This window comes from Kitasatospora sp. NPDC028961, from assembly GCF_055564815.1.
The window spans coordinates 882,766-903,080 of the sequence record NZ_JBVHVO010000001.1 but is presented as its reverse complement, the minus strand read 5'-3'; the positions used below and the strand labels follow the sequence as shown (position 1 = coordinate 903,080).

Annotated in this window: 13 protein-coding genes; 5 read left to right on the top strand and 8 right to left on the bottom strand. The window is 75.9% G+C overall.

Translation table 11 applies throughout. The annotated features are described in order from the left end of the window. The first annotated feature begins 253 nt into the window (after positions 1–253). Positions 254–919 (top strand): hypothetical protein, encoded by a 666-nt coding sequence (locus ACZ4UX_RS04075; RefSeq protein WP_465705363.1) that lies wholly within the window; start codon positions 254–256, stop codon positions 917–919. 26 nt (positions 920–945) lie between these two features. On the opposite strand, the gene ACZ4UX_RS04070 is transcribed toward ACZ4UX_RS04075, so the two are convergent. After that, positions 946–2,565: a cell division protein PerM gene (locus ACZ4UX_RS04070; RefSeq protein ID WP_465705361.1), complete on the bottom strand. Its 1,620-nt coding sequence runs from the start codon at positions 2,563–2,565 to the stop codon at positions 946–948. Positions 2,566–2,700: 135 nt separating this feature from the next. On the opposite strand from ACZ4UX_RS04070, the gene ACZ4UX_RS04065 reads away from it, so the two are divergent. Further along, complete coding sequence (locus ACZ4UX_RS04065) at positions 2,701–4,953, top strand: LuxR C-terminal-related transcriptional regulator (RefSeq protein WP_465705359.1); 2,253 nt, start codon at positions 2,701–2,703, stop codon at positions 4,951–4,953. Positions 4,954–5,172: 219 nt separating this feature from the next. Here the strand turns inward: ACZ4UX_RS04065 and sucD are convergent, their stop codons facing one another. From sucD to ACZ4UX_RS04040, 5 genes are all read right to left on the bottom strand, one after another. Then, a complete protein-coding gene (gene sucD, locus ACZ4UX_RS04060; protein WP_329488045.1) occupies positions 5,173–6,057 on the bottom strand; it encodes a succinate--CoA ligase subunit alpha in 885 nt (294 codons plus the stop codon). An 18-nt stretch (positions 6,058–6,075) separates the two neighbouring features. Beyond that, positions 6,076–7,248: an ADP-forming succinate--CoA ligase subunit beta gene (gene sucC / locus ACZ4UX_RS04055; protein ID WP_329488047.1), complete on the bottom strand. Its 1,173-nt coding sequence runs from the start codon at positions 7,246–7,248 to the stop codon at positions 6,076–6,078. A gap of 337 nt (positions 7,249–7,585) precedes the next feature. Then, a complete protein-coding gene (locus ACZ4UX_RS04050) occupies positions 7,586–8,776 on the bottom strand; it encodes a VWA domain-containing protein (RefSeq protein WP_465705357.1) in 1,191 nt (396 codons plus the stop codon). Positions 8,777–8,889: 113 nt separating this feature from the next. Next, the gene (locus tag ACZ4UX_RS04045) at positions 8,890–11,202 is read right to left on the bottom strand and encodes a DUF5682 family protein (protein WP_465705356.1); all 2,313 of its coding nucleotides are present in this window, start codon (positions 11,200–11,202) and stop codon (positions 8,890–8,892) included. 126 nt (positions 11,203–11,328) lie between these two features. Then, entirely contained in the window at positions 11,329–12,411 is a 1,083-nt protein-coding gene (locus tag ACZ4UX_RS04040) for an ATP-binding protein (protein ID WP_465705353.1), read from the bottom strand. A 178-nt stretch (positions 12,412–12,589) separates the two neighbouring features. On the opposite strand from ACZ4UX_RS04040, the gene ACZ4UX_RS04035 reads away from it, so the two are divergent. Continuing rightward, positions 12,590–13,912 (top strand): SWIM zinc finger family protein, encoded by a 1,323-nt coding sequence (locus ACZ4UX_RS04035; protein WP_465705351.1) that lies wholly within the window; start codon positions 12,590–12,592, stop codon positions 13,910–13,912. A gap of 110 nt (positions 13,913–14,022) precedes the next feature. After that, positions 14,023–15,699: a DUF5691 domain-containing protein gene (locus ACZ4UX_RS04030; protein ID WP_465705350.1), complete on the top strand. Its 1,677-nt coding sequence runs from the start codon at positions 14,023–14,025 to the stop codon at positions 15,697–15,699. Between the two features lie 259 nt (positions 15,700–15,958). Here ACZ4UX_RS04030 and ACZ4UX_RS04025 read toward each other — a convergent pair whose 3' ends face one another. Continuing rightward, positions 15,959–16,366 carry a cobalamin B12-binding domain-containing protein gene (locus tag ACZ4UX_RS04025; protein ID WP_329492132.1) on the bottom strand — a complete coding sequence of 136 codons (408 nt, stop codon included), beginning with the start codon at positions 16,364–16,366 and terminating at the stop codon, positions 15,959–15,961. Positions 16,367–16,717: 351 nt separating this feature from the next. Between ACZ4UX_RS04025 and ACZ4UX_RS04020 the strand changes: the two genes are divergently transcribed. Further along, the gene (locus tag ACZ4UX_RS04020; RefSeq protein ID WP_465705348.1) at positions 16,718–17,527 is read left to right on the top strand and encodes a M23 family metallopeptidase; all 810 of its coding nucleotides are present in this window, start codon (positions 16,718–16,720) and stop codon (positions 17,525–17,527) included. 129 nt (positions 17,528–17,656) lie between these two features. Here the strand turns inward: ACZ4UX_RS04020 and pcrA are convergent, their stop codons facing one another. After that, entirely contained in the window at positions 17,657–20,290 is a 2,634-nt protein-coding gene (pcrA, locus tag ACZ4UX_RS04015) for a DNA helicase PcrA (protein WP_465705346.1), read from the bottom strand. Positions 20,291–20,315 lie beyond the last annotated feature (25 nt).

Genomic DNA, 20,315 nt, shown 5'->3' with positions numbered 1-20,315 from the left:
GCGGGCCGACGGCAGCGACGGGGTGGTGCGAAGCTGCCGGCGGTGGCCGGTCGGGCGGGGCGGGCGTCGGCGGAGTGGGGCGGCGGGCCCGGGGGCGGGACGTCGGGTGCGGCCGGGCGGGCGGGCCCTCGCGGGTTCGCCGGTGCGGTGGAACGCGCCCCGAAGGCAGGCCGCCGAAGGCCCCGCGGGCGACTGCGGGATCATAGGGTGGCGCGGGCGTCCGCCCCACCGACCGAGAAGGAATGGCTGAACCATGAGCAGCGGTGACAACACCGGCGAGCGCAACCCCTTCGCGCCGCCGCCGGCGGATGCCCCGGACCAGCCGTGGCAGCCCCGCAACCCCGGGCCCGCCGGAGGTTCGGACGGTTCCAGCGGTGCCGACGGCACCGACGGCGGCGGGAACCCGGACGAGCGGCCCGAGGTCCCGCCGCCGCACCCGTGGAGCCCCGGCTACCAGGGCGGCGGCTGGCACCCCCGCCCGCCCGCCCCGCAGCCGCCCAAGCTCGACCCGAGCGACCCGGCGCAGCGCAAGGCCCGCAACGCCGCGCTGGCCGGTATGGGCGCGCTGGTCTGCGCGTTCGCCTCGCTGCACTACGTGGCGCTGTTCGTCGGCGCGCTGGCCATCGTCTGGGGAGTCGCCGCGATGCGGGCCCCCAAGCCGGCCGCCGCGACCGCGACCGGCGGAGCGGCACCCGCCGCCGGCGAGTCCGCCGCCCCCAACCCGCTGACCCCGGCCGCCCTCGCCGGGGTGCTCACCGGCGCGATGACGGTGGTCTTCGTCTCCTCGGTGATCGGCCTCAGCCTCTACTACAACGACTACGTGACCTGCGTCCGGGACTCGCTGACCTCGACCGGCGCGGACAACTGCGAGCGCCTCGCGCCGAAGTGGTACGTGGACATCACCTCGAAGAGCGAGTAGCGGGGAGCGGACGGGCGGCGGCGCCGTCAGTCCAGCTCGTCCAGGCCGGTCGCGTCCTCCGCGGCCGCCTCCGCGCCGTCGGCCGACCGACCCAGCCGCAGCACCACGGCGTACGCGCGGGCGCGCAGCCACAGCACGCCCCGGCGCGCGCGGCCGGCGATCGCGCCGCTCCCGGGGGCGCCGACGGCCCCGGGCACTCCGACGGCCCCAGGCACTCCGACGGCTCCGGGGACGCCGACGGTCCCGCCCCGGGGCGGGCCGACCGCGTCGGTATCGGGTCCGGTCTCCGCCCCGGCCGCCGCCGTGGTGGCCGACGCCCGGGCCGCGACCCGGGCCCGGGTCAGCAGGGCGCCCGGGACGGCCACCGCGGCGATCCAGCCCGCCGCCGCCAGCCCCGTCCGCCACGGCAACGGGCCCAGCTCCGCCATCCGGCCGCCGGCCAGCGCCCCGCCGGAGAGCCAGCCGAGCACCGCGGCGGCCGCACCGGTCAGCAGGGCCACCGCCAGCACGGCGACGACCGTCCCCGCCGGCCGCCACGCGCCGGGCCGGGCCGGCGCCGGCTCCTCCCGCTGCCGGATGGTCCGGTCCGCGCCGCCCGGGTACCGGGCCCCGGCCGCCGCACGGCCGATCAGGACGGCCGGGACCACCCCGGCCAGGGCCGGCAGCAGGCAGACCAGCTGCCGCCAACCGCCCGCGCCGGGCTCCGCCAGCAGGGCGAACAGCGGGAAGTCCGGCACCGGCCCCCGCACCGTGCCGGACGGCGCCACCACCGTCCCCGCACCCGCCGCGAACCCCGGGCCCAGCGCGTAGGCCGTCCCCCAGAGCACCGCGTTCGGCAGCAGCGCCACGCTGAGCAGCAGCAGTCCGGCGACCGCGGCCGGGCCCTGCGCGAGCGCCGCCGTGCCGTGGCCGCCCCCGGTCACCGCGTCCAGCAGCGCCGCCACCGCGACCACCGCCGCACCCGCCGCCACCAGCCCCGCACCGGCGGCCAGCGCCGCCGACCGGATCGTCGCCGCGCCCCCGTCCAGGCGGGCCCAGGCGGGCAGCCCGTCCAGCGCCCGTTGCCGGAGCACCCGCCAGGGCGCCGTCCAGGAGGCCGGCCAGGACGCCGGCCCGGACCTCGGCGAGGGCGCCCCGGTCGCCCGGGCGCCGACGGCCGTCGCGACGGCCGCCACCAGCGCCACCACCAGGACGTCCGGCAGCACCCGCGCCCGGAACAGGCCCGCGCCCGAACACTGCGCGACCACCACCACGGCGACCGCGCAGTAGCCGGACCACACCGCCAATGGACCGCTCCAGCGCGGCCGCAGCCGGCGCCGGGCCGCCGCCCGGGCACCCGCGCGGTGGAGCTGGCCCACCGCCAGCAGGCCCAGCAGCAGCGGAGTCACGGTCAGCGGGGCGTCCAGCGCGCCGCGGAGCACCGGCGCGCCGTGCCCGAGCAGCCAGAGCGCCCCGGCCAGTCGGACGGCGCCGGCCGCGCCGTCGTCCGCGTACGGGGTCACCACCCAGAGCCCGAGGACCGGAACGGCGACCACCGCCAGGCCGAGCAGCGCCGTCCGCACCCCGGTGAGCACGTCGGCCAGGACGGGTCTGGCGCCCAGCTCGCCCGGCACTTCCAGGATCGGACGGCCCATCAGCTGCGTCATGCGCCTCATGGTGCCAAGGCGACTCGCCATGCTCCGTGAAGAGGCAAACCACCGTCGTGTCCCAGATTATTGGCTTATGCGCATTTTCAGACCCTGCCCTCATGCCGTCGCCCCCGCTCCGGCCCGGAGCGTCTGATGACCACGCCGCCGACCGCCGAGCGCCCGGCCGACGCCGCCGCCGCCAACCACCCCGCCCGGGCCGCCGGATCCGCCGACCCCCCGGCACCCCAGGGACGCCCCGGGAAGGAACGCCCCGGAAAGGGCCGGACCGAACGGGGCCGGGGGGTGCAGGACGCCGCAGGTGCCGCAGGTGCTGCGGGTGCCGCCGGGCCCGGCCGGGCCACCGGGGCGAACGGGCCGGCCGGAGAGCAGAGCGAGGCGCTCCGGCTGCTGCGGCAGTTGACGCCCCGTGAAGCCCAGGCCCTCGCCCACCTCGCGGCGGGCCGGGACCTCGCCCAGTCGGCGGCGGCGCTCGGCGTCACCCCGGCCACCGCGCGCAGCTACCAGCACCGGGCCATGCGCAAGCTCGGCACGCGGACCCACGCCGAGATCGTCGCCTTCGCCGCACTGCTGAGCCCCGCTCAGGGCGCCTCCGGCGGTCCGGCGGGCCCGCCGGACACGCCCGGGTCCGGCACCCCGGTGGAGCAACCGGCCGGGCGGGAACGGCGCGGGCACACCGAGGCCCGGCCGACCGGCCCGGGCGACGCCACCTCCCACGGAGCCCCGCGCCCCGGGGAGGAGACCCCCACGCCGCGACCCGCCGCCGACTCGACCCCCACGCGCCCCGGGACACCCCGGCCGAACGGCGGCAAGGCCGGTGCCGCGCACACCCCCGCCGCCTCCGGGACGCCCCGCACCGACGACGGCACCGCCCCCCGGACCGGACCGGCGTCAGGCGCGCCGCCGCGGCCGAACGGCGGCAGGGCCGGCGCGGCCAGCGCCCCCACGCCGTCCGCCCCACCCCGCACCAACGACGGCACGCCCGACGTCTCCGGGACACCCCGCACCGACGGCCGCACCGCACCCCGGACCGGACCGGCGGCCAGCACGCCGCCCCGGCCGGATGACGGCAAGGCCGGTGCGGTGAACACCCCCACCGCCGCCTCCGGGACGCCCCGCACCGACGGCCGCACCGCCCCCCGGACCGGACCGGCGGCCAGCACGCCGCCGCGGCCGAACGGCGGCAGGCCGGCCGGCGCCGCCGCGAAGCCGCCCGCCCGGACGAACCCCGCCGACGGCCCCGCACCCGCCGGGTCGCCTCGCACCGACGGCGGGACCGCCCCCGCACCGAACGACCACAGGCCCGCCGCCGCCGCGCTGGCCGCCGCGAACGCGGCGGGTGCGACCTCGGAGCCCCTGGACGCCGTACCCGTACCGTCCTTCGAGGAGCTGTACGAGGCCGCCCACACCCGCCTGGTCCAACAGGTCTTCCTGCTCACCTCCTGCAAGCACCGCGCCGTGCACTGCGTGCGGCTGGCCTTCGGCGAGGCGCGCCGGCACTGGGACGAGGTGGCGGCCGGGGCCGATCCGGAGGGCTGGGTGCGGGCGCGGGCCTGTGAGGCGGCGCTCTCGCCGTGGCACCGGGGCGGCCCGCGGCGGACGCACGTCTGGCGGCTGCCGCACCGGCGGATCAAGGTCCGCCCGGCCGACGAGTCGCAGGCCGTACTGCCGGACCACGACCGGCTCACCGACCGGGACCGCGCACTGCTCAAGGCGCTCAAGCGGCTTTCCCGCCCGCAGCGCCGGGCGCTGGTGCTGCACGACGGCCTGGGCCTGCCCGCCGCGGCCGTGGCCGTCGAGGTGGAGTCGACCGTGGCGGCCGCCGAGGGCCGGGTGTGGGCCGCCCGGGCGGCGTTGGCGGAGTGGGTGCCGGACCTGGTCGGGCCCGATCCGGCCGCCGAGGGTTTCGCCGACGGGCTCGCCGGACTGCTGCACCGGGCCGCCGTCCGCGGCTGCCCGGAGCCGCAGCGGCCTCCGGTGCCGGTGCTGCGCGCCCGGCACCGACTGGCGAACGCCACCCGGACCGGGGCGGCGGTGCTGATCACGGTGGCGGTCGGCGGCGCGGCGGCGGCGACACTGGCCGGCAGCGGCCCGGGGTCGCTGTTCCACCGGGCCCCCGAACCGCCGAAGCAGGCGGTCTGCGGCGCGGTCAACGGCTCCGCCGTGCCGCTCGTCCCGGACGGTCCGCCGACGGGCATCCGCAGCCTCTGGTGCAGTCCGACGCCCGGGGTCGAGCCGGTCGTGGCGGACCCGCCGCCGCCCCGGGCGCCGCTGTGGGAGCTGCCGGCCGCCGCGCGCGCCGCGGCGGCCCTGCCCCCGCCCGGCTCGGCGGGCGGCCCGGCGGCCTGCACCCGCTGGTCGCTCCTCCCCTGCCCGGCGGACCGCTGAGCGGCCCGCCGACGGAGCCCCCGGCCTCCGACCCGGGCCAGGTCGGACGCCGGGGCGCCGGGGCAACGGGGCGACGGGCCACACCTCACCGGCGACGGCCGGAGCCGCGGCCGGATCGGCGAACGGCGGGGCCGCCGCTCTCCCGGCCGGAGGCCCCGCCACAACGGCGAGCGCCCCGCCCGGAGATCCGGACGGGGCGCTCGATGCGCGGGGCGAGCGTCAGCCGTTGATCAGCTCACGCGCCAGGCGGGCGGTCTCGGACGGCGTCTTGCCGACCTTGACGCCGGCGGCCTCCAGGGCCTCCTTCTTCGCCTGCGCGGTGCCCGAGGAGCCGGAGACGATGGCGCCGGCGTGGCCCATGGTCTTGCCCTCGGGGGCGGTGAAGCCCGCGACGTAGCCGACGACCGGCTTGGTGACGTGCTCGGCGATGTAGGCCGCGGCACGCTCCTCGGCGTCGCCACCGATCTCACCGATCATGACGATGAGCTCGGTCTCCGGGTCCTCCTGGAAGGCCTTGAGAGCGTCGATGTGGGTGGTCCCGATGACCGGGTCACCGCCGATGCCCACGGCCGAGGAGAAGCCGATGTCCCGCAGCTCGTACATGAGCTGGTAGGTCAGGGTGCCGGACTTCGACACCAGGCCGATCTTGCCGGCCTGGGTGATGTCCGCCGGGATGATGCCGGCGTTGGACTGTCCGGGGCTGATCAGGCCCGGGCAGTTCGGGCCGATGATCCGGGTCTTGTTGCCCTTCGAACCCGCGTACGCCCAGAAGGCGGCCGAGTCGTGGACCGGGACACCCTCGGTGATGACGACCGCGAGGCCGATCTCGGCGTCGATGGCCTCGACGACGGCGTCCTTGGTGAACTTCGGCGGCACGAAGATGACGGTGACGTCGGCACCGGTCTTCTCGATGGCCTCGGCGACGGAGCCGAAGACGGGCACGTCGGTGCCGTCGACGTCGACCGTGGTGCCGGCCTTGCGCGGGTTCACGCCACCGACGATCTGGGTGCCCGAGGCGAGCATGCGGCGGGTGTGCTTCATGCCCTCGGAGCCGGTCATGCCCTGGACGATGACCTTGCTGTCCTTGGTAAGGAAGATAGCCATGGTGTTAAGTCCCCTTCCTTACTTGTTGGCCAGCTCGGCGGCACGGTCGGCGGCGCCGTCCATGGTGTCGACGCGCTGCACCAGCGGGTGGTTGGCGTCGTCGAGGATCTTGCGACCAAGCTCGGCGTTGTTGCCGTCCAGGCGGACGACCAGCGGCTTGGAGACGTTCTCGCCCTTGGACTCCAGCAGGGCCAGGGCCTGCACGATGCCGTTCGCGACGGCGTCGCACGCGGTGATGCCACCGAAGACGTTGACGAAGACCGACTTGACGTCGGGGTCGCCCAGGATGATCTCCAGGCCGTTCGCCATGACCTCGGCGGACGCGCCGCCACCGATGTCGAGGAAGTTGGCGGGCTTGACGCCGCCGTGGCTCTCGCCCGCGTAGGCGACCACGTCGAGGGTGCTCATGACGAGACCCGCGCCGTTGCCGATGATGCCGACCTGGCCGTCGAGCTTGACGTAGTTCAGGCCCTTGGCCTTCGCCGCCGCCTCCAGCGGGTTGGCGGCGGCCTTGTCCTCGAGCGCCTCGTGCTCGGGCTGGCGGAACTCGGCGTTCTCGTCCAGGGAGACCTTGCCGTCGAGCGCGATGATCTTGCCGTCGCCGGACTTGATCAGCGGGTTGACCTCGACGAGGAGGGCGTCCTCCTTGATGAAGACGACCCAGAGCTTCTGCAGGACATCGGCGACCTGGTCCGCGATCTCCGCCGGGAACTTCGCGGCGGCGACGATCTCGGCGGCCTTCTCCGGGGTGCAGCCCTCGTTGGCGTCGACCGGGATCTTGGCGAGCGCCTCGGGGTTCTCCTCCGCGACGACCTCGATCTCCACACCGCCCTCCACGCTGGCCATGGCCAGGAAGGTGCGGTTGGTGCGGTCCAGCAGGAAGGAGACGTAGTACTCCTCCTTGATGTCCGCCGTCTGGGCCAGCATCACCTTGTGAACGGTGTGGCCCTTGATGTCCATCCCGAGGATCGCCTCGGCCTTGGCGACGGCGTCCGCCGGGTCGGCGGCGAGCTTCACGCCACCGGCCTTGCCTCGGCCGCCCACCTTCACCTGAGCCTTGACGACGGCGCGGCCGCCGAAGCGCTCCGCGATGGCGGCAGCGTCTGCGGCGGTCTCGATGACATCACCGTCAAGCACGGGAACCCCGTGCTTGGCGAAGAGGTCCCTCGCCTGGTACTCGAACAGGTCCACGTGTTTGTCCTTGTTCGTGGTCGCGGATTGTGTCTCTACGAGCGTGCCACGGCAGGATCTTCGCTGCGGGTCGTCGGGGCGGTGCGGGTACGCAGAGGTACGGCCTTGCGGCCCACACAGCCACGGGCGCACACGTCAATCAACACGCGCGTCACGTCCGTCTGGCAGGTTATCCCCGGACGGCAGGCGTGTTTCGCCCGGGACCGGCCCGGCTTGGGTGAGAACCGTCACAGCCAGGCCCCGACCGGCTGCCGCGCGCCCTGCTCAGCAGGTGCGCAGATCAGCGGTGGGGCCGGGCCCGGGTTCGCTCGTCCGGGTGAACCCGCGCACCCGGTCGCTACCCGCCCTGCGGCGGGACGGGGATCGGCCGCTTCTCTATCGCCGCCGCCATGACGTCCGGGAACGCGTCCGGCGTGCAGGCGAACGCGGGGGCGCCGAGCGTGGCCAGGGCGGCCGCGTGCGCGTGGTCGTACGCGGGCGCCCCTTCGTCGGAGAGCGCGAGCAGCGCGACGAACTGGACGCCGGCCGCCTTCATCGCCGCCACCCGCTTGAGCATCTCGTTCCGGATGCCGCCCTCGTAGAGATCGCTGATCAGCACCACGACGGTCTCGGACGGGCGGGTGATCCTCGACTGGCAGTAGGCCAGCGCGCGGTTGATGTCGGTGCCGCCGCCGAGCTGGGTCGCGAACAGGACGTCCACCGGGTCGCCGAGCTGCTCGGTGAGGTCGACCACCGAGGTGTCGAAGACCACCAGCCGGGTGTCCAGCGTCCTCATCGAGGCCAGCACCGCGCCGAACACCGCCGAGTGCACCACCGAGGGGGCCATCGAGCCGGACTGGTCGATGCAGAGGATGACGTCCTTCCTCACCGCGCGCTGCGCCCGGGCGTAGCCGACCAGCCGCTCGGGGACGACGGTGCCGTGCTCGGGCAGGTAGTTCTTCAGGTTGGCCCGGATGGTGCGGTCCCAGTCGATGTCGCGGTGGCGCGGGCGGTTCACCCGGGCGCTGCGGTCCAGCGCGCCGCCCAGGGTGGCCCGGGTGCGGTCGGCGAGCCGGCGCTCCAGCTCCGCGACCACCTTGCCGACCACCGCACGGGCGCTCTCCCGGGTCGTCTCGGGCAGCGCGTGCTTCAACGAGAGCAGGGTGGCGACCAGGTGGACGTCGGGCTCGACGGCCTCCAGCATCTCCGGCTCCAGCAGCAGGCGGTCCAGGCCGAGGCGGGTGATGGCGTCCTGCTGCATCAGCTGGACGACGCTGGTGGGGAAGTACTCGCGGATGTCCCCGAGCCAGCGGGCCACCTGCGGCGCCGAGCCGCCCAGCCCCGCGGTGCGCCGGCCGGACCGCCCGGCCCGGCCCTCCTGCGGCGTGCCCCGGTACAGCGCGGCGAGCGCGCCGTCCATCGCGGCGTCCCGGCCGCGCAGCGCGCTGCCGGTGCCGTCCGCCTCGCCGCCGAGCACCAGCCGCCAGCGGCGCAGCCGCTCCTCGGCGGCGAGGGTGACGGGAGCGGCGGGGGTGGTGGCCTCTGCCATCGGGTGCTCCTTCCGGTCCATCGGGTCAGGTGCGTCGTCGGGTGCGGGCGCGTCGCGTCGGGCGTGGGTGCATCGGGTCGGGCGCGTCGGGTGCGGGCGCGTCGGGTGCGGGGTCAGGTGTCGCGGCCCTCGGCCTGTCGGGGGATCCGCGGCGGCCCCGCGGGGTGGACCGGGCAGCCGGGCAGGCCGAGCAGCAGGGCGACCACGGGCAGCGCCGCGTCGGCGCGGGCCGGATCCAGCTCGGGGCCCGTGCCCGCCGCCGCCACCGGCTCGGTGCCCAGCGGACCGGCCGCGACCCTGCTGCCGACGGTGGTGCGGACGCCCGCCTCCAGCGCGGAGAAGGTGCGGCGCAGCAGCGGCAGCACATCGGTGAAGACCTCGGCCGGCACCGCCGTCAGCCACTCGTCGAGCAGGCCGAGCAGCCGGGGATCGTGCAGCAGCAGGGCGCCGCCGCCGCTGAGGAAGCCCTCCACCCAGCCGGCCGCGTCCGCCGGGGCGTTGGCCGCCGAGAGGACGAGGCCCATCCGGCGGCCGGCCTCCTCGGAGTCGAGCCGTCCGTCGTCCAGCAGCAGCCGGACGGCGCGCCCGCGCAGCAGGCCGGGCACGCCCGTGGCCGGACCGCCGACCGGTTCGCGGCGGGCGAGCGCCCGCAGCGTCCCGGCCCACCGGTCGACGAGCCCGCCGCCCGGCTCCAGCAGGCCGATCGCGCCGTGCACCTCGTCGAGCCGGCCGCGCACCGCCTCCGCGCCGGCCGCGTCCAGCCCGGTGCAGGCGGGCGGCAGCCCGACGCAGATCCGGTCGGCGAGGCCCGTCGCGACCTCGCCGAGCGCACGGTGGTCGGTGCCGCGGACGTCGCCGTAGCGCAGCGCGCGGACCAGCGCCGGCAGCGCCCCGGCCAGCTGGGCGACGTCGGTGTCGAGCGCGGCGCAGTCGGCGAGGATCCGCATCACGGCGGGCAGCGCGTCGGCCAGCCCGGCCAGCAGGCAGGTCTCGACCAGGGCGGTCAGCTCGGCGAGCTCCACCGCGGCCCGCGCCGCGCCGACCGCCCGGCCGGTCGCCGCCTCCTCGACGGTGGTACCCCACTGGGCGGCCTCGGCGATCCGGACGGCGAACTCGGGCTGCCAGCAGAGCCGCCAGCTCTCCCGGAAGGTGCCCGTCGAGGTGACGGCGGAGCGGCTCGGCACGCCCCAGTCGATGCCGAGCAGCCGCAGCCGGTGCAGCAGCCGGGAGCGGGCCGCGTCGTTCTCCTTGCGCAGGTCCAGGTCCAACTCCCGCGGCTCGACCGCCGGCTTCAGCCGCAGCGAGCGCTGCAGCCGGGTCAGGTCCCGCTGCAACGGCACCGCCGGAGCGCCGTCCGGCACCCCGCCGAGGAGGTCCCCGGTGACCAGGCGGTCGTGCACCAGCGCCAGTGCGACGTCCGAGCCGTCGCACATCACCGAGCGGACGGCGTCCAGGGTCTCGGTCAGGCCGGCGAGCGGGCGGCCGCGCATCACCGCCAGCGTCCGGGCCAGCCGGACGGCCTCGATCACGTGCGCCGAGGAGACCGGGTGGTCCTCGGCCCGCAGCAGGTCGGCGGCCCTGGTCAACCAGAGCGGCACCGGATCACCCGTGGTGGTGAACAGGTGGTGGTACCAGCCCGGCGAGACGATCCCGGCGCCGTAACCGCTCTGCTGGGAGAGCCGGCGGTGCGTCCACGGCACCCAGGTGATGTCGGTGCGCACCTTCTTCGGCAGGCCGGCCAGCACCGCCCGGTCGTGCGCGACGGTCGGCAGCACGGCCAGCGCCGGGACGTGGAACGCCCCGCAGACCACGGCGATCCGCCGGTGCCCGGCCCGCTTGGCGGCCCGGATCTGCTGGCGCATGTACGCCTCCCGCAGGTCGTCGCGCCGGACGGGCCCGCCGGGCGCGACGTCCTCGCGCAGCGCCGCCATCGCCTCGGCGACCGCGGCGAACGGGGCCAGCGCGTCGGTACCGGGCGAGCGGTGCTCGATCACGTCCTCCCACCAGCGCTCCGGGTCGTCGCTGCCGGCGGCCTCGGCGAGCATCCCGATCGGGTCCGCCGCCCGCTCCGGCTGCTCCCCCTGCTCCGGCTGCTCCCGCTCCTCGGCGAGGCCGTAGGCCGCCGGGAGGTCGATGAAGCGGACCGGTACACCGGCGTCGAGTCCGTACCGGATCGCCACCCACTCCGGGGAGAACTCGGCATAGGGCCAGAACGCGGCCCTGGCCGGGTCGTCCACGACGTGGGCGAGCAGGGCGACCGGTGGCACCATGTCCTTCTCGGCCGCCAGCCCGACGATCGGATCGGCCTCCGGCGGGCCCTCGATCAGCACCGCGTCCGGCCGCAACTGCTCCAGTGCGGCGGCCACCGCGCGGGCCGAGCCGGGACCGTGGTGCCGTACGCCCAGCAGCGTCACCTCCGCGCTCATCGCGCCTCCCTCCTCGTGCCTCGAACTGACTCGGACTGAATCGAACTGCTCAGCACTGCTCTGAACTGCCTTGGGCCGCCTTGAACTGCCGCGAACTGCCATGAACCGCCATGAACTGCCATGGCCTCAGCGGGCGTTCTGCCGGGCGGCGCGGTAGAAGTCCTTCCAGCCGTCCCGCTCGCGCAGCACGCCCTCGACGTACTCGCGCCAGACCACCTGGTCCGCCACCGGATCCCGGACGACGGCGCCGAGGATGCCGGCCGTGACGTCGCCGGCCCGCAGCACGCCGTCCCCGAAGTGGGTGGCCAGCGCCAGACCGTTGGTCACCACCGAGATGGCCTCGGCCGTCGACAGCGTGCCGCTCGGCGTCTTCACCTTCGTCCGGCCGTCCACGGTGAGGCCGGCCCGCAGCTCCCGGAAGACCGTCACCACCCGCCTGATCTCCTCGGCTCCCCCGGGCAGTGGGGCGAGCTCCAGCGAGCGGCCGAGCTGGTCGACCCGCCGGGTGACGATGTCCACCTCCTCCTCCAGCGAGCCGGGGAGCGGCAGCACCACGGTGTTGAACCGTCGGCGCAGGGCGCTCGACAGCTCGTTGACGCCGCGGTCCCGGTCGTTCGCCGTGGCGATCAGGTTGAACCCGCGCACGGCCTGCGTCTCGCCGCCCAACTCCGGTATCGGCAGCGTCTTCTCCGACAGGATGGTGATCAGACTGTCCTGGACGTCCGCCGGGATCCGGGTCAGCTCCTCGACCCGGGCGATCTTCCCGTCCGCCATCGCCCGCATCAGCGGCGAGGGCACCAGCGCCGCCCGGCTCGGACCGTTGGTCAGCAGCTGGGCGTAGTTCCAGCCGTACCGGACGGCCTCCTCCGGCGTACCGGCCGTCCCCTGCACCAGCAGGGTCGAATCGCCGCTGATCGCCGCCGCGAGGTGCTCCGACACCCAGGTCTTCGCGGTGCCGGGCACGCCGAGCAGCAGCAGCGCCCGGTCCGTGGCCAGCGTCGTCACGGCGACCTCGACGATCCGCCGCGGGCCGATGTACTTGGGGGTGACCACGGTGCCGTCCGGCAGCTCGCCACCGAGCAGATAGGTGGCGACGGCCCACGGCGAGAGCTTCCAGCGCTCGGGACGCGGGCGGTCGTCCTGCGCGGCCAGCGCGGCCAGTTCCGCCGCGAAGGCGTCCTCCGCGTGCTGCCGCAGAACGTCGGTCATCAGGGGGCTCCTTCGGGTCGGCCGCCGGACACACCGGTGGCGGGCGGCGAGGTGATCGGGGGGAGCCAGGTCGGCGTCCCGGCCTGTGGGAACCACCCTGCACCGGACCACTGACAATCCTGACCGGACCTCAGTTCGACCACCCGGCCTGTCAGTCCCTCCGCCTACCGTCGTCGGCATGGAGGAACGCTGGAGCACCGAACACGTCCTGTCCCTGGCACCCGACGCGAGCTCGCAGAAGGCCGCGGGCAAGCTCTCCTCGCCCGCGCCCTGGTCGGCCACGGGCACCGACGGCGCCGCGCTCTGGGGCGAGTGCAGGGGCAGCGGCCGGACGCCCTACCGCACCGCCGTCGAGCTGGCCACGCCCGCCTACTCGTGCACCTGCCCGAGCCGGAAGTTCCCCTGCAAGCACGCGCTCGGGCTGCTGCTGCTCTGGAGCGGCACCCCCGAGGCCGTCCCGGCCGGCGAGCCTTCCGACTGGGCGTCCGACTGGCTGGCCGAGCGCCGCGACCGCGCCGAGCGGCGGGCGACCGGCGCCACCGCCGCGGCCGACCCGGCCGCCGCCCTCCGCCGGGCCGAGAAGCGCCACGCCCGGGTCGCCGCCGGCGCCGGTGAGCTGCGTCTGCGGCTGGCCGACCGGGTCCGCCACGGCCTTGCGGACCCGTCCGCCGCCGGCCCCTGGGAGGAGGTCGCCGCCCGGATGGTCGACGCCCAGGCCCCCGGCCTCGCCACCCGCGTCCGCGAACTCGACGCCGTCACCGGGCCCGACCTCCTGGAGGAGTACGCCATGCTCCATCTGCTCGCCACCGCCGCCACCCGGATCGACGACCTGCCCGCCCCGCTGGCCGCCACCGTCCGGGCCCGGGTCGGCTACACCACCGACGCCGCCGAGGTGCTGGCCGGCCCCACCGTCCGCGACCGCTGGTACGTCCTCGGCAGCCGCACCTCCCCGCTGGACGGCGCGGCGGACGAACGCCTCACCACCCGCCGGCTCTGGCTGCGCGGCGCGAAGACCGGCCGGGCCGCCCTGCTCCTCTCCTTCGGCCGCCCCGGCCGGGCCCCCGACCTCGCCCTCCCCACCGGCCACCTGCTGGAGGCCGAACTCGCCTTCCACCCCGGGGCCCGCCCCCTGCGCGCCGCCCTCGGCACCCGCTACGACGCCCCCGGCCAGGGCCCCGCCGCCCCGCCGCCCGGGCTCACCCCCGCCGAAGCGGTCGCCGCCTACGGCGACGCCGTCGCGGACGATCCCTGGCTCGACGCATGGCCGGCCGTCCTGACCGGCGTCGTCCCGGTCCTCACCCCCGACGGCTGGCAGCTCACCGACGGCCGGCACACGCTCCCGGTCCACCGTGGTGCCACCCCCGAAGCGGCCCTCTGGCGCCTCGCGGCCGTCTCCACCGGCCGCCCCCTCACCGTCTTCGGCGAGCAGGGCCACCACGGTTTCGCCCCGGTCACCGCCTGGGGCGCGGACCACCGCCCGATCGACCTCACCACCGGGTAGGCCCCCGAAGCGGGGACCGGCCCGCGCGGCCCACGGGCCCGCCGCGGGCCCCGGCGCCCCACCCGCCCGAGAGCCTCCGACCAGCACCCACCGACCCGCAGGAGCCCCGCGTGCCGCCCACCGTCCCGACCCCGACCGACCCCTGGGAGTCCCTCCACACCACCGCCCTCCTCGGCACCGACCGCCGCCCCCTGCCGCCCCCGGCCGCCGGTGACCCCGCCGCCCACCTGGCCGTCGACCGCACCGACCCGGCCACCGCCCTGCTCGAACTCGCCGCCCTGGAGACCGTCCGCCGCCGCGCCGGAGCCCGCCCGGCCCCCGCCGGCGAGGCAGTCACCGCCCAGCTCGCCGCCCCCGCCCCCGAGGACCACCGGCCCGAACTGCCCACCCCCGCGGCCCGCCGGCTCACCCTCCTGCTCGGCAGCCGGGGCGCCGGATCCCCCGGCACCCTCGCCAACCTCACCGAACTGCTCCCCCAGTGGCTCGCCACCGCCCGCGCCCGGGGCTTCCGCCCACCCGCCGCCGCCGTACCGGCCCTGCTGGACGCCGCCCGCGGCCGGACCGAGCTGCGCCCCGACGCCGTGGCGCTGGCCGGCCCCCTGGGCCGCTGGCTCGCCGCCCGGAACGCCGACTGGCGCTTCGTCCTCCGCACCACCACGGACGCGCCCGCCGGCACGGCCGCGCCCGGCGGACCCGACGGACCCGATGGACCGGCGGCCGCCGCTCCCGGGGACCACCACCTCTGGCACGAGGGGCTCTTCGCCGAGCGCGTCACCCATCTGACCGCACTGCGCCGGAGCGACCCCGCCGCCGGCCTCGCCCTGCTGGTGAGCACCTGGCCCACCGAGCGCGCCGAGGACCGGCTGCTCTTCCTGGACGCCCTCCAGGACGGCCTCTCGCTCGCCGACGAGCCCTTCCTCGAAGCCGCGTTGGGCGATCGCAGCAAGAACGTCCGGGCCACCGCCGCCGAGTTGCTCTCGACCCTCCCCGGCTCCACGCTCGCCCACCGGATGGCCGAGCGCGCCCGGGCCGCCGTCCGCCTCTCCGAGCGCGGCACGCACCTGCTCGTCACCCCGCCCACCGAGTGCGACACCGCGATGCAGCGCGACGGCATACCACTCAAGTCGCCCACCGGGCGCGGCGAGCGGGCCTGGTGGTTCGGCGAGGTGATCGCCGCCACGCCGCTCTCGCTGTGGCCGGAGTCCACCGGTCTGACGCCGGGCCGGCTGCTCGGGCTCCGGGTGGGCGACAGCCTCGACGAGAGCGACAGCAGCTGGGCCGACGACCTGCGCGAGGCCTGGGCCAGGGCCGCCGTCCGCCAGCAGGACGCCGACTGGGCACGGGCGTTGCTGGGCCCCGCCCCGGCCCCCGCACCGGGGTCCCGCGGCGGCCGCGCCGCCCGTGCCCCCCGGAGCACCGGGGCCCCCGCCAAGCTGCTCGCCGTCCTCCCGCCCGCCGAACGCGCCGTCTGGACGGCCGCGTTCATCGAGGTGCACGGCCTCGGCGAGGCCTTCCAACTGCTCGGGGCCTGCGCGGCTCCGTGGACCCCGCCGCTGTCCACCGCCGTCGTCGCGGCGCTCGCCCGGGCGGCCGCCTCCGGGGCGTACCCGTGGAGCCACAGCGGGGTGCTCGGCATGACGGAGCGCGCGCTCTCCCCCGGAACGGCCACCGCCGTCGAGGAGTTGGCCGCCGAGGCGGCGCCCGCCGGCGCCTGGGCCGAGACCTTCTCCCGGCTGGCCGGCACCCTGCGCTTCCGGGAGGCGATGCTCGCCGAACTCGGCGCCTGACCGCCCGCGCCGGAACGCGGCCGGGCCGGTACGGGGTGTCCCGTACCGGCCCGGCCCAGCGCTCGGCAGGCGCACCACACCGGCGCGCACCCCTCGGGCGCGCGCCCGGCTGGCACACGGTCGAAGCAGGCGCACGGTCTAAGCAGGCGCACGGCGGAAGCAGCCGCTCGCCCGCAGCGGGCGCGCTACGGCAGGCGCGCACTTCGGCGGGCGCGTACCCGGCAGGCGCGCGCCCCGCGGAACGCCTCCGCCCGAGGGGTCAGCTCGCGGCCCGCAGGTTCGCCTCGACCCAGGCCACCACGTCCCGGGTCGGCGTCCCCGGCGTGAAGATGTCCGCGACGCCCATCGCCTTGAGCTCGACGATGTCCTCTTCCGGGATGATGCCGCCGCAGAAGACCTTGATGTCCTCCGCCTCGCGCTCCCGCAGCAGCTCCAGCACCCGCGCGCAGAGCGTCATGTGCGCCCCGGAGAGGACCGACAGCCCGATGCCGTCCGCGTCCTCCTGGATCGCGGTGTCGACGATCTGCTCGGGCGTCTGGTGCAGGCCGGTGTAGATGACCTCCATACCGGCATCACGCAGGGCACGCGCGATGACCTTGGCGCCGCGGTCGTGACCGTCGAGCCCGGGCTTGGCGACCACCACACGGATCGGGCCTGACACACCCATCACTGCCTCCTGGACTTCGTCGTCCACCACCCACCGGACCTCGTCGGGCACGGGCGCGGTTAACCAGCAATAACAACCTGAGGGGAGGTTAGCGTCACCCGGGCGGACTGACCGTGCCGCCCCTCAAGAGGAGGGCAAAATCACAGGCCCACCCCTTGCTACCGACGGGTATACCCCGACGGCTCCGTCCGCAGACCGCCAACTCCCCTCTTGACATACGGACTTTTGTCCGGATCCCGGCGTTACGGCTACAGTCTCGGCTGTTTTCCCCTCGCCTTTCCGTCCGTCCCTCCCCTCGCCCTTCCCCTCGCCCGACGATGTGCCCGAGGTCCACCGAGGAGGCAGCCCCCGATGGCTCCCGACGCAGCCGCCCGCCCGACCCGTGCGGAGCTGCGGGTGGCCGCCCGCGAGCAGTCGCGCGCCCAGCGCCGCGGCGCCGCCAAGGCCGCCACCCGGACCGCCCTGCTGCGCGTCGCGCTGCCGTCGATGGCCGCCCTCGGAGTGGCCGGAGCGGCCGCCGCGACCGTCCAGGGCGAGGCCGACCAGCAGCGTGCGCAGGCGGCCGGCCGCGCCCCCGAGCAGGCCGTGGAGGCCCCGGACACCGCGCCCGCCAGGGCCGCCGCCCAGCAGGTCCTCGCCGCGGGCGAGGCCGACCAGGCATCCCGCGGCGACGCCCGCGCTCCGCTCTCCGGCACCCAGCCCGCAGGCCCGGCGGGCGGGACGGCGCTCGCCGCTCCGGCCCCGACGCCGGAGCCCGAGCTCCCGAAGGTCATCCTCCCGGTCGCCCAGCACGGGCTCGGCGAGATGTTCGGTGCGTCCGGCACGCACTGGGCGGCCCGCCACACCGGCATCGACTTCCCCGTCGACGGCGGCACCCAGGTCATGGCGGTCACGGACGGCGTCATCCGCACGCAGTGGAACCCGTCGTACGGCTACATGTCGATACTGAAGATGGCCGACGGCACCGAGGCCTGGTACTGCCATCTGCGGTCGTACAAGATCCGCAAGGGGACCGTGAAGGCGGGCGACGTCATCGCCTTCGTCGGCAGCAGCGGCAACAGCACCGGACCGCACCTGCACTTCGAGATCCGCCCGGCCGGCGGCGGCGCCCCCGTCGACCCGCTGCCGTGGTTCCTCGCCCAGGGCGTCGATCCCCGCTGACCGCGCCCCGCCGGGCCGCACCCACCCCGACCTGCCAAGCCGGCCACCCCGACCGCCCCGCCGGGCCGGTCGCGCCCACCCCGGCCCGGCGCGGACCCGGGTGGAACCCCGGGCCCGCGCCGCCGGGCCCTACAGCTTCTCCACCGGCGCGTACCGCAGCAGCAGCTGCTTGCGCCCCTCCGTCCCGAAGTCCACCGTGGCCTGCGCCTTGTCGCCGACACCGGCGGTGGCCACCACGGTGCCCAGCCCGAAGGTGTCGTGGGTGACGCGGTCCCCCACCGCCAGGGCCACGACCTCGCGCTCGACCGCCGTACCGGACCGCCGGGCCGACTGCCCCCAGCCCGCCTTCGGTGAGGCCGTCGCCGCCGCACCGCGCGACGCGCCCCGGGAGGAGCCGCCCGAACCGGCGGACTTCCCGCCCCAGGACGACCCCGAGGAGTACCCGCGCGAGGCCGGCACCGACGCCGCGCCCGTCCGCTTCCACTCCACCAGCGTCTCCGGGATCTCCTCCAGGAACCGCGAGGCCGGGTTGTACGAGGGCTGCCCCCAGGCACTGCGCAGCACCGAACGCGTCAGGTAGAGCCGCTCCCGCGCCCGGGTGAGGCCGACGTACGCGAGCCGGCGCTCCTCCTCCAGCTCCTTGACCTGGTTGAGCGCCCGCATGTGCGGGAAGATGCCGTCCTCCATGCCGGTCAGGAAGACCACCGGGAACTCCAGCCCCTTGGCGGTGTGCAGGGTCATCATCGTGATGACGCCCCGGCCCTCCTCGTCCTCGTCCGGGATCTGGTCCGAGTCCGCGACGAGCGCGACCCGCTCCAGGAAGTCGGCCAGCGAGCCGACCGGCGGCGCGTCGTCCTCCCCCGCGTCGGGCCGCTCGCCCGGGTCCTGCTCGTACTCCAGGGCGACGGAGGCCAGCTCCTGGAGGTTCTCCACCCGCGTCTCGTCCTGCGGGTCCGTGGAGGACTGCAGCTCGGCGAGGTAGCCCGTCTCCTCCAGCACCGCCTCCAGCACTGCGGCGGGCCCGGCACCCGACTCGACGACCTGCCGCAGCCCGGCCATCAGCGCGTTGAACTTCTTCACCGCGTTCGCCGAGCGGGCGGCCATGCCGTACGCCTCGTCGACCCGCTGGAGCGCCTGCGCGAAGGAGATCCGCTCGCGCCCGGCGAGCGCGTCGATCATCGCCTCGGCCCGCTCGCCGATGCCGCGCTTGGGCACGTTGAGGATCCGGCGCAGCGGCACGGTGTCCTCCGGGTTGGAGAGCACCCGCAGGTACGCCAGGACGTCCCGGACCTCCTTGCGCTCGTAGAAGCGCACCCCGCCGACCACCTTGTACGGTAGGCCGACCCGGATGAACACCTCCTCGAACACCCGGGACTGGGCGTTGGTCCGGTAGAAGATCGCGACGTCGCCGGGCTTGGCCTCGCCCCGGTCGGTCAGCCGGTCGATCTCGTCGGCGATGAACTGGGCCTCGCCGTGCTCGTCGTCCGCGACGTAGCCGACGACCTTCTCGCCGTGGTCGCCGGCCGTCCAGAGCTTCTTCTCGCGGCGGCTGGTGTTCCGCTCGATGACGGCGTTGGCGGCGCTCAGGATGGTCTGCGTGGAGCGGTAGTTCTGCTCCAGCAGGATCGTGGTCGCGTTCGGGTAGTCCTCCTCGAACTGGAGGATGTTGCGGATCGTCGCACCGCGGAAGGCGTAGATCGACTGGTCCGCGTCACCGACCACGCACAGCTCGGCCGGCGGCACCTCGGCCAGCCGTCCGGCGGCCGGGTCCACGTAGTCGCCGTCCACGGTGCGCTTCGGCGCGGCCCCGGCGGAGCCCCCGCTGAGCTCCCGGACCAGCATGTACTGGGCGTGGTTGGTGTCCTGGTACTCGTCGACCAGGATGTGCCGGAACCGCCGCCGGTAGTGCTCCGCGACGTCGGGGAAGGCCTGGAGCAGGTTCACCGTCGTCATGATGATGTCGTCGAAGTCGAGCGCGTTGGCCTCGCGCAGCCGCCGCTGGTAGAGGAAGTAGGCCTCGGCCAGCTTCTTCTCCATCGGGTTCGCCGCCTGGTCGGCGTACGTCTCCTCGTCGATCAGCTCGTTCTTGAGGTTGCTGACCTTGGCCGTGAAGGACTTCGGCGGGAACTGCTTCGGGTCCAGGTCGAGGTCCCGGCAGACCAGGGACATCAGCCGCTGGGAGTCGGCCGAGTCGTAGATCGAGAACGAGGACGTGAAGCCGAGGAGCTTGCTCTCCCGGCGCAGGATCCGCACGCAGGCGCTGTGGAAGGTGGACACCCACATCGCCCGGGCCCGCGGCCCGACCAGCTGCTCGACGCGCTCGCGCATCTCGCCGGCCGCCTTGTTGGTGAAGGTGATCGCCAGGATCTCGCCCGGCTGCACCCCGCGGGCACCCAGCAGGTGGGCGATCCGGTGGGTCAGCACGCGCGTCTTGCCGGAGCCGGCGCCGGCCACGATGAGCAGCGGCGAGCCCGCGTGCAGGACCGCCTCGCGCTGCGGGTCGTTCATCCCCTCCAGCAGCTGGGCCGGGTCCACCACCGGGCGGGCGGCGCCGTTGCGGTAGAAGGCGTCCCGCTCGGCCTGGGCCGCGTGGTCGGTCTGGAACAGCCCCTCGGGGATCGCCTCCTCGTACGCGTCGTACGGGACGTCGTCCTCGAACGGCGGCGGCTCCTGCGTCGTCGGGGCTGCGGCGGGCTGCTGCTTCGACCCGGCGGCGGGGGCCTCGAAACCGGGGAGCGGGAGGTCGTCAAAGAGGCTACTCATGGCACTCCGAGTCTATGGCCCCGCA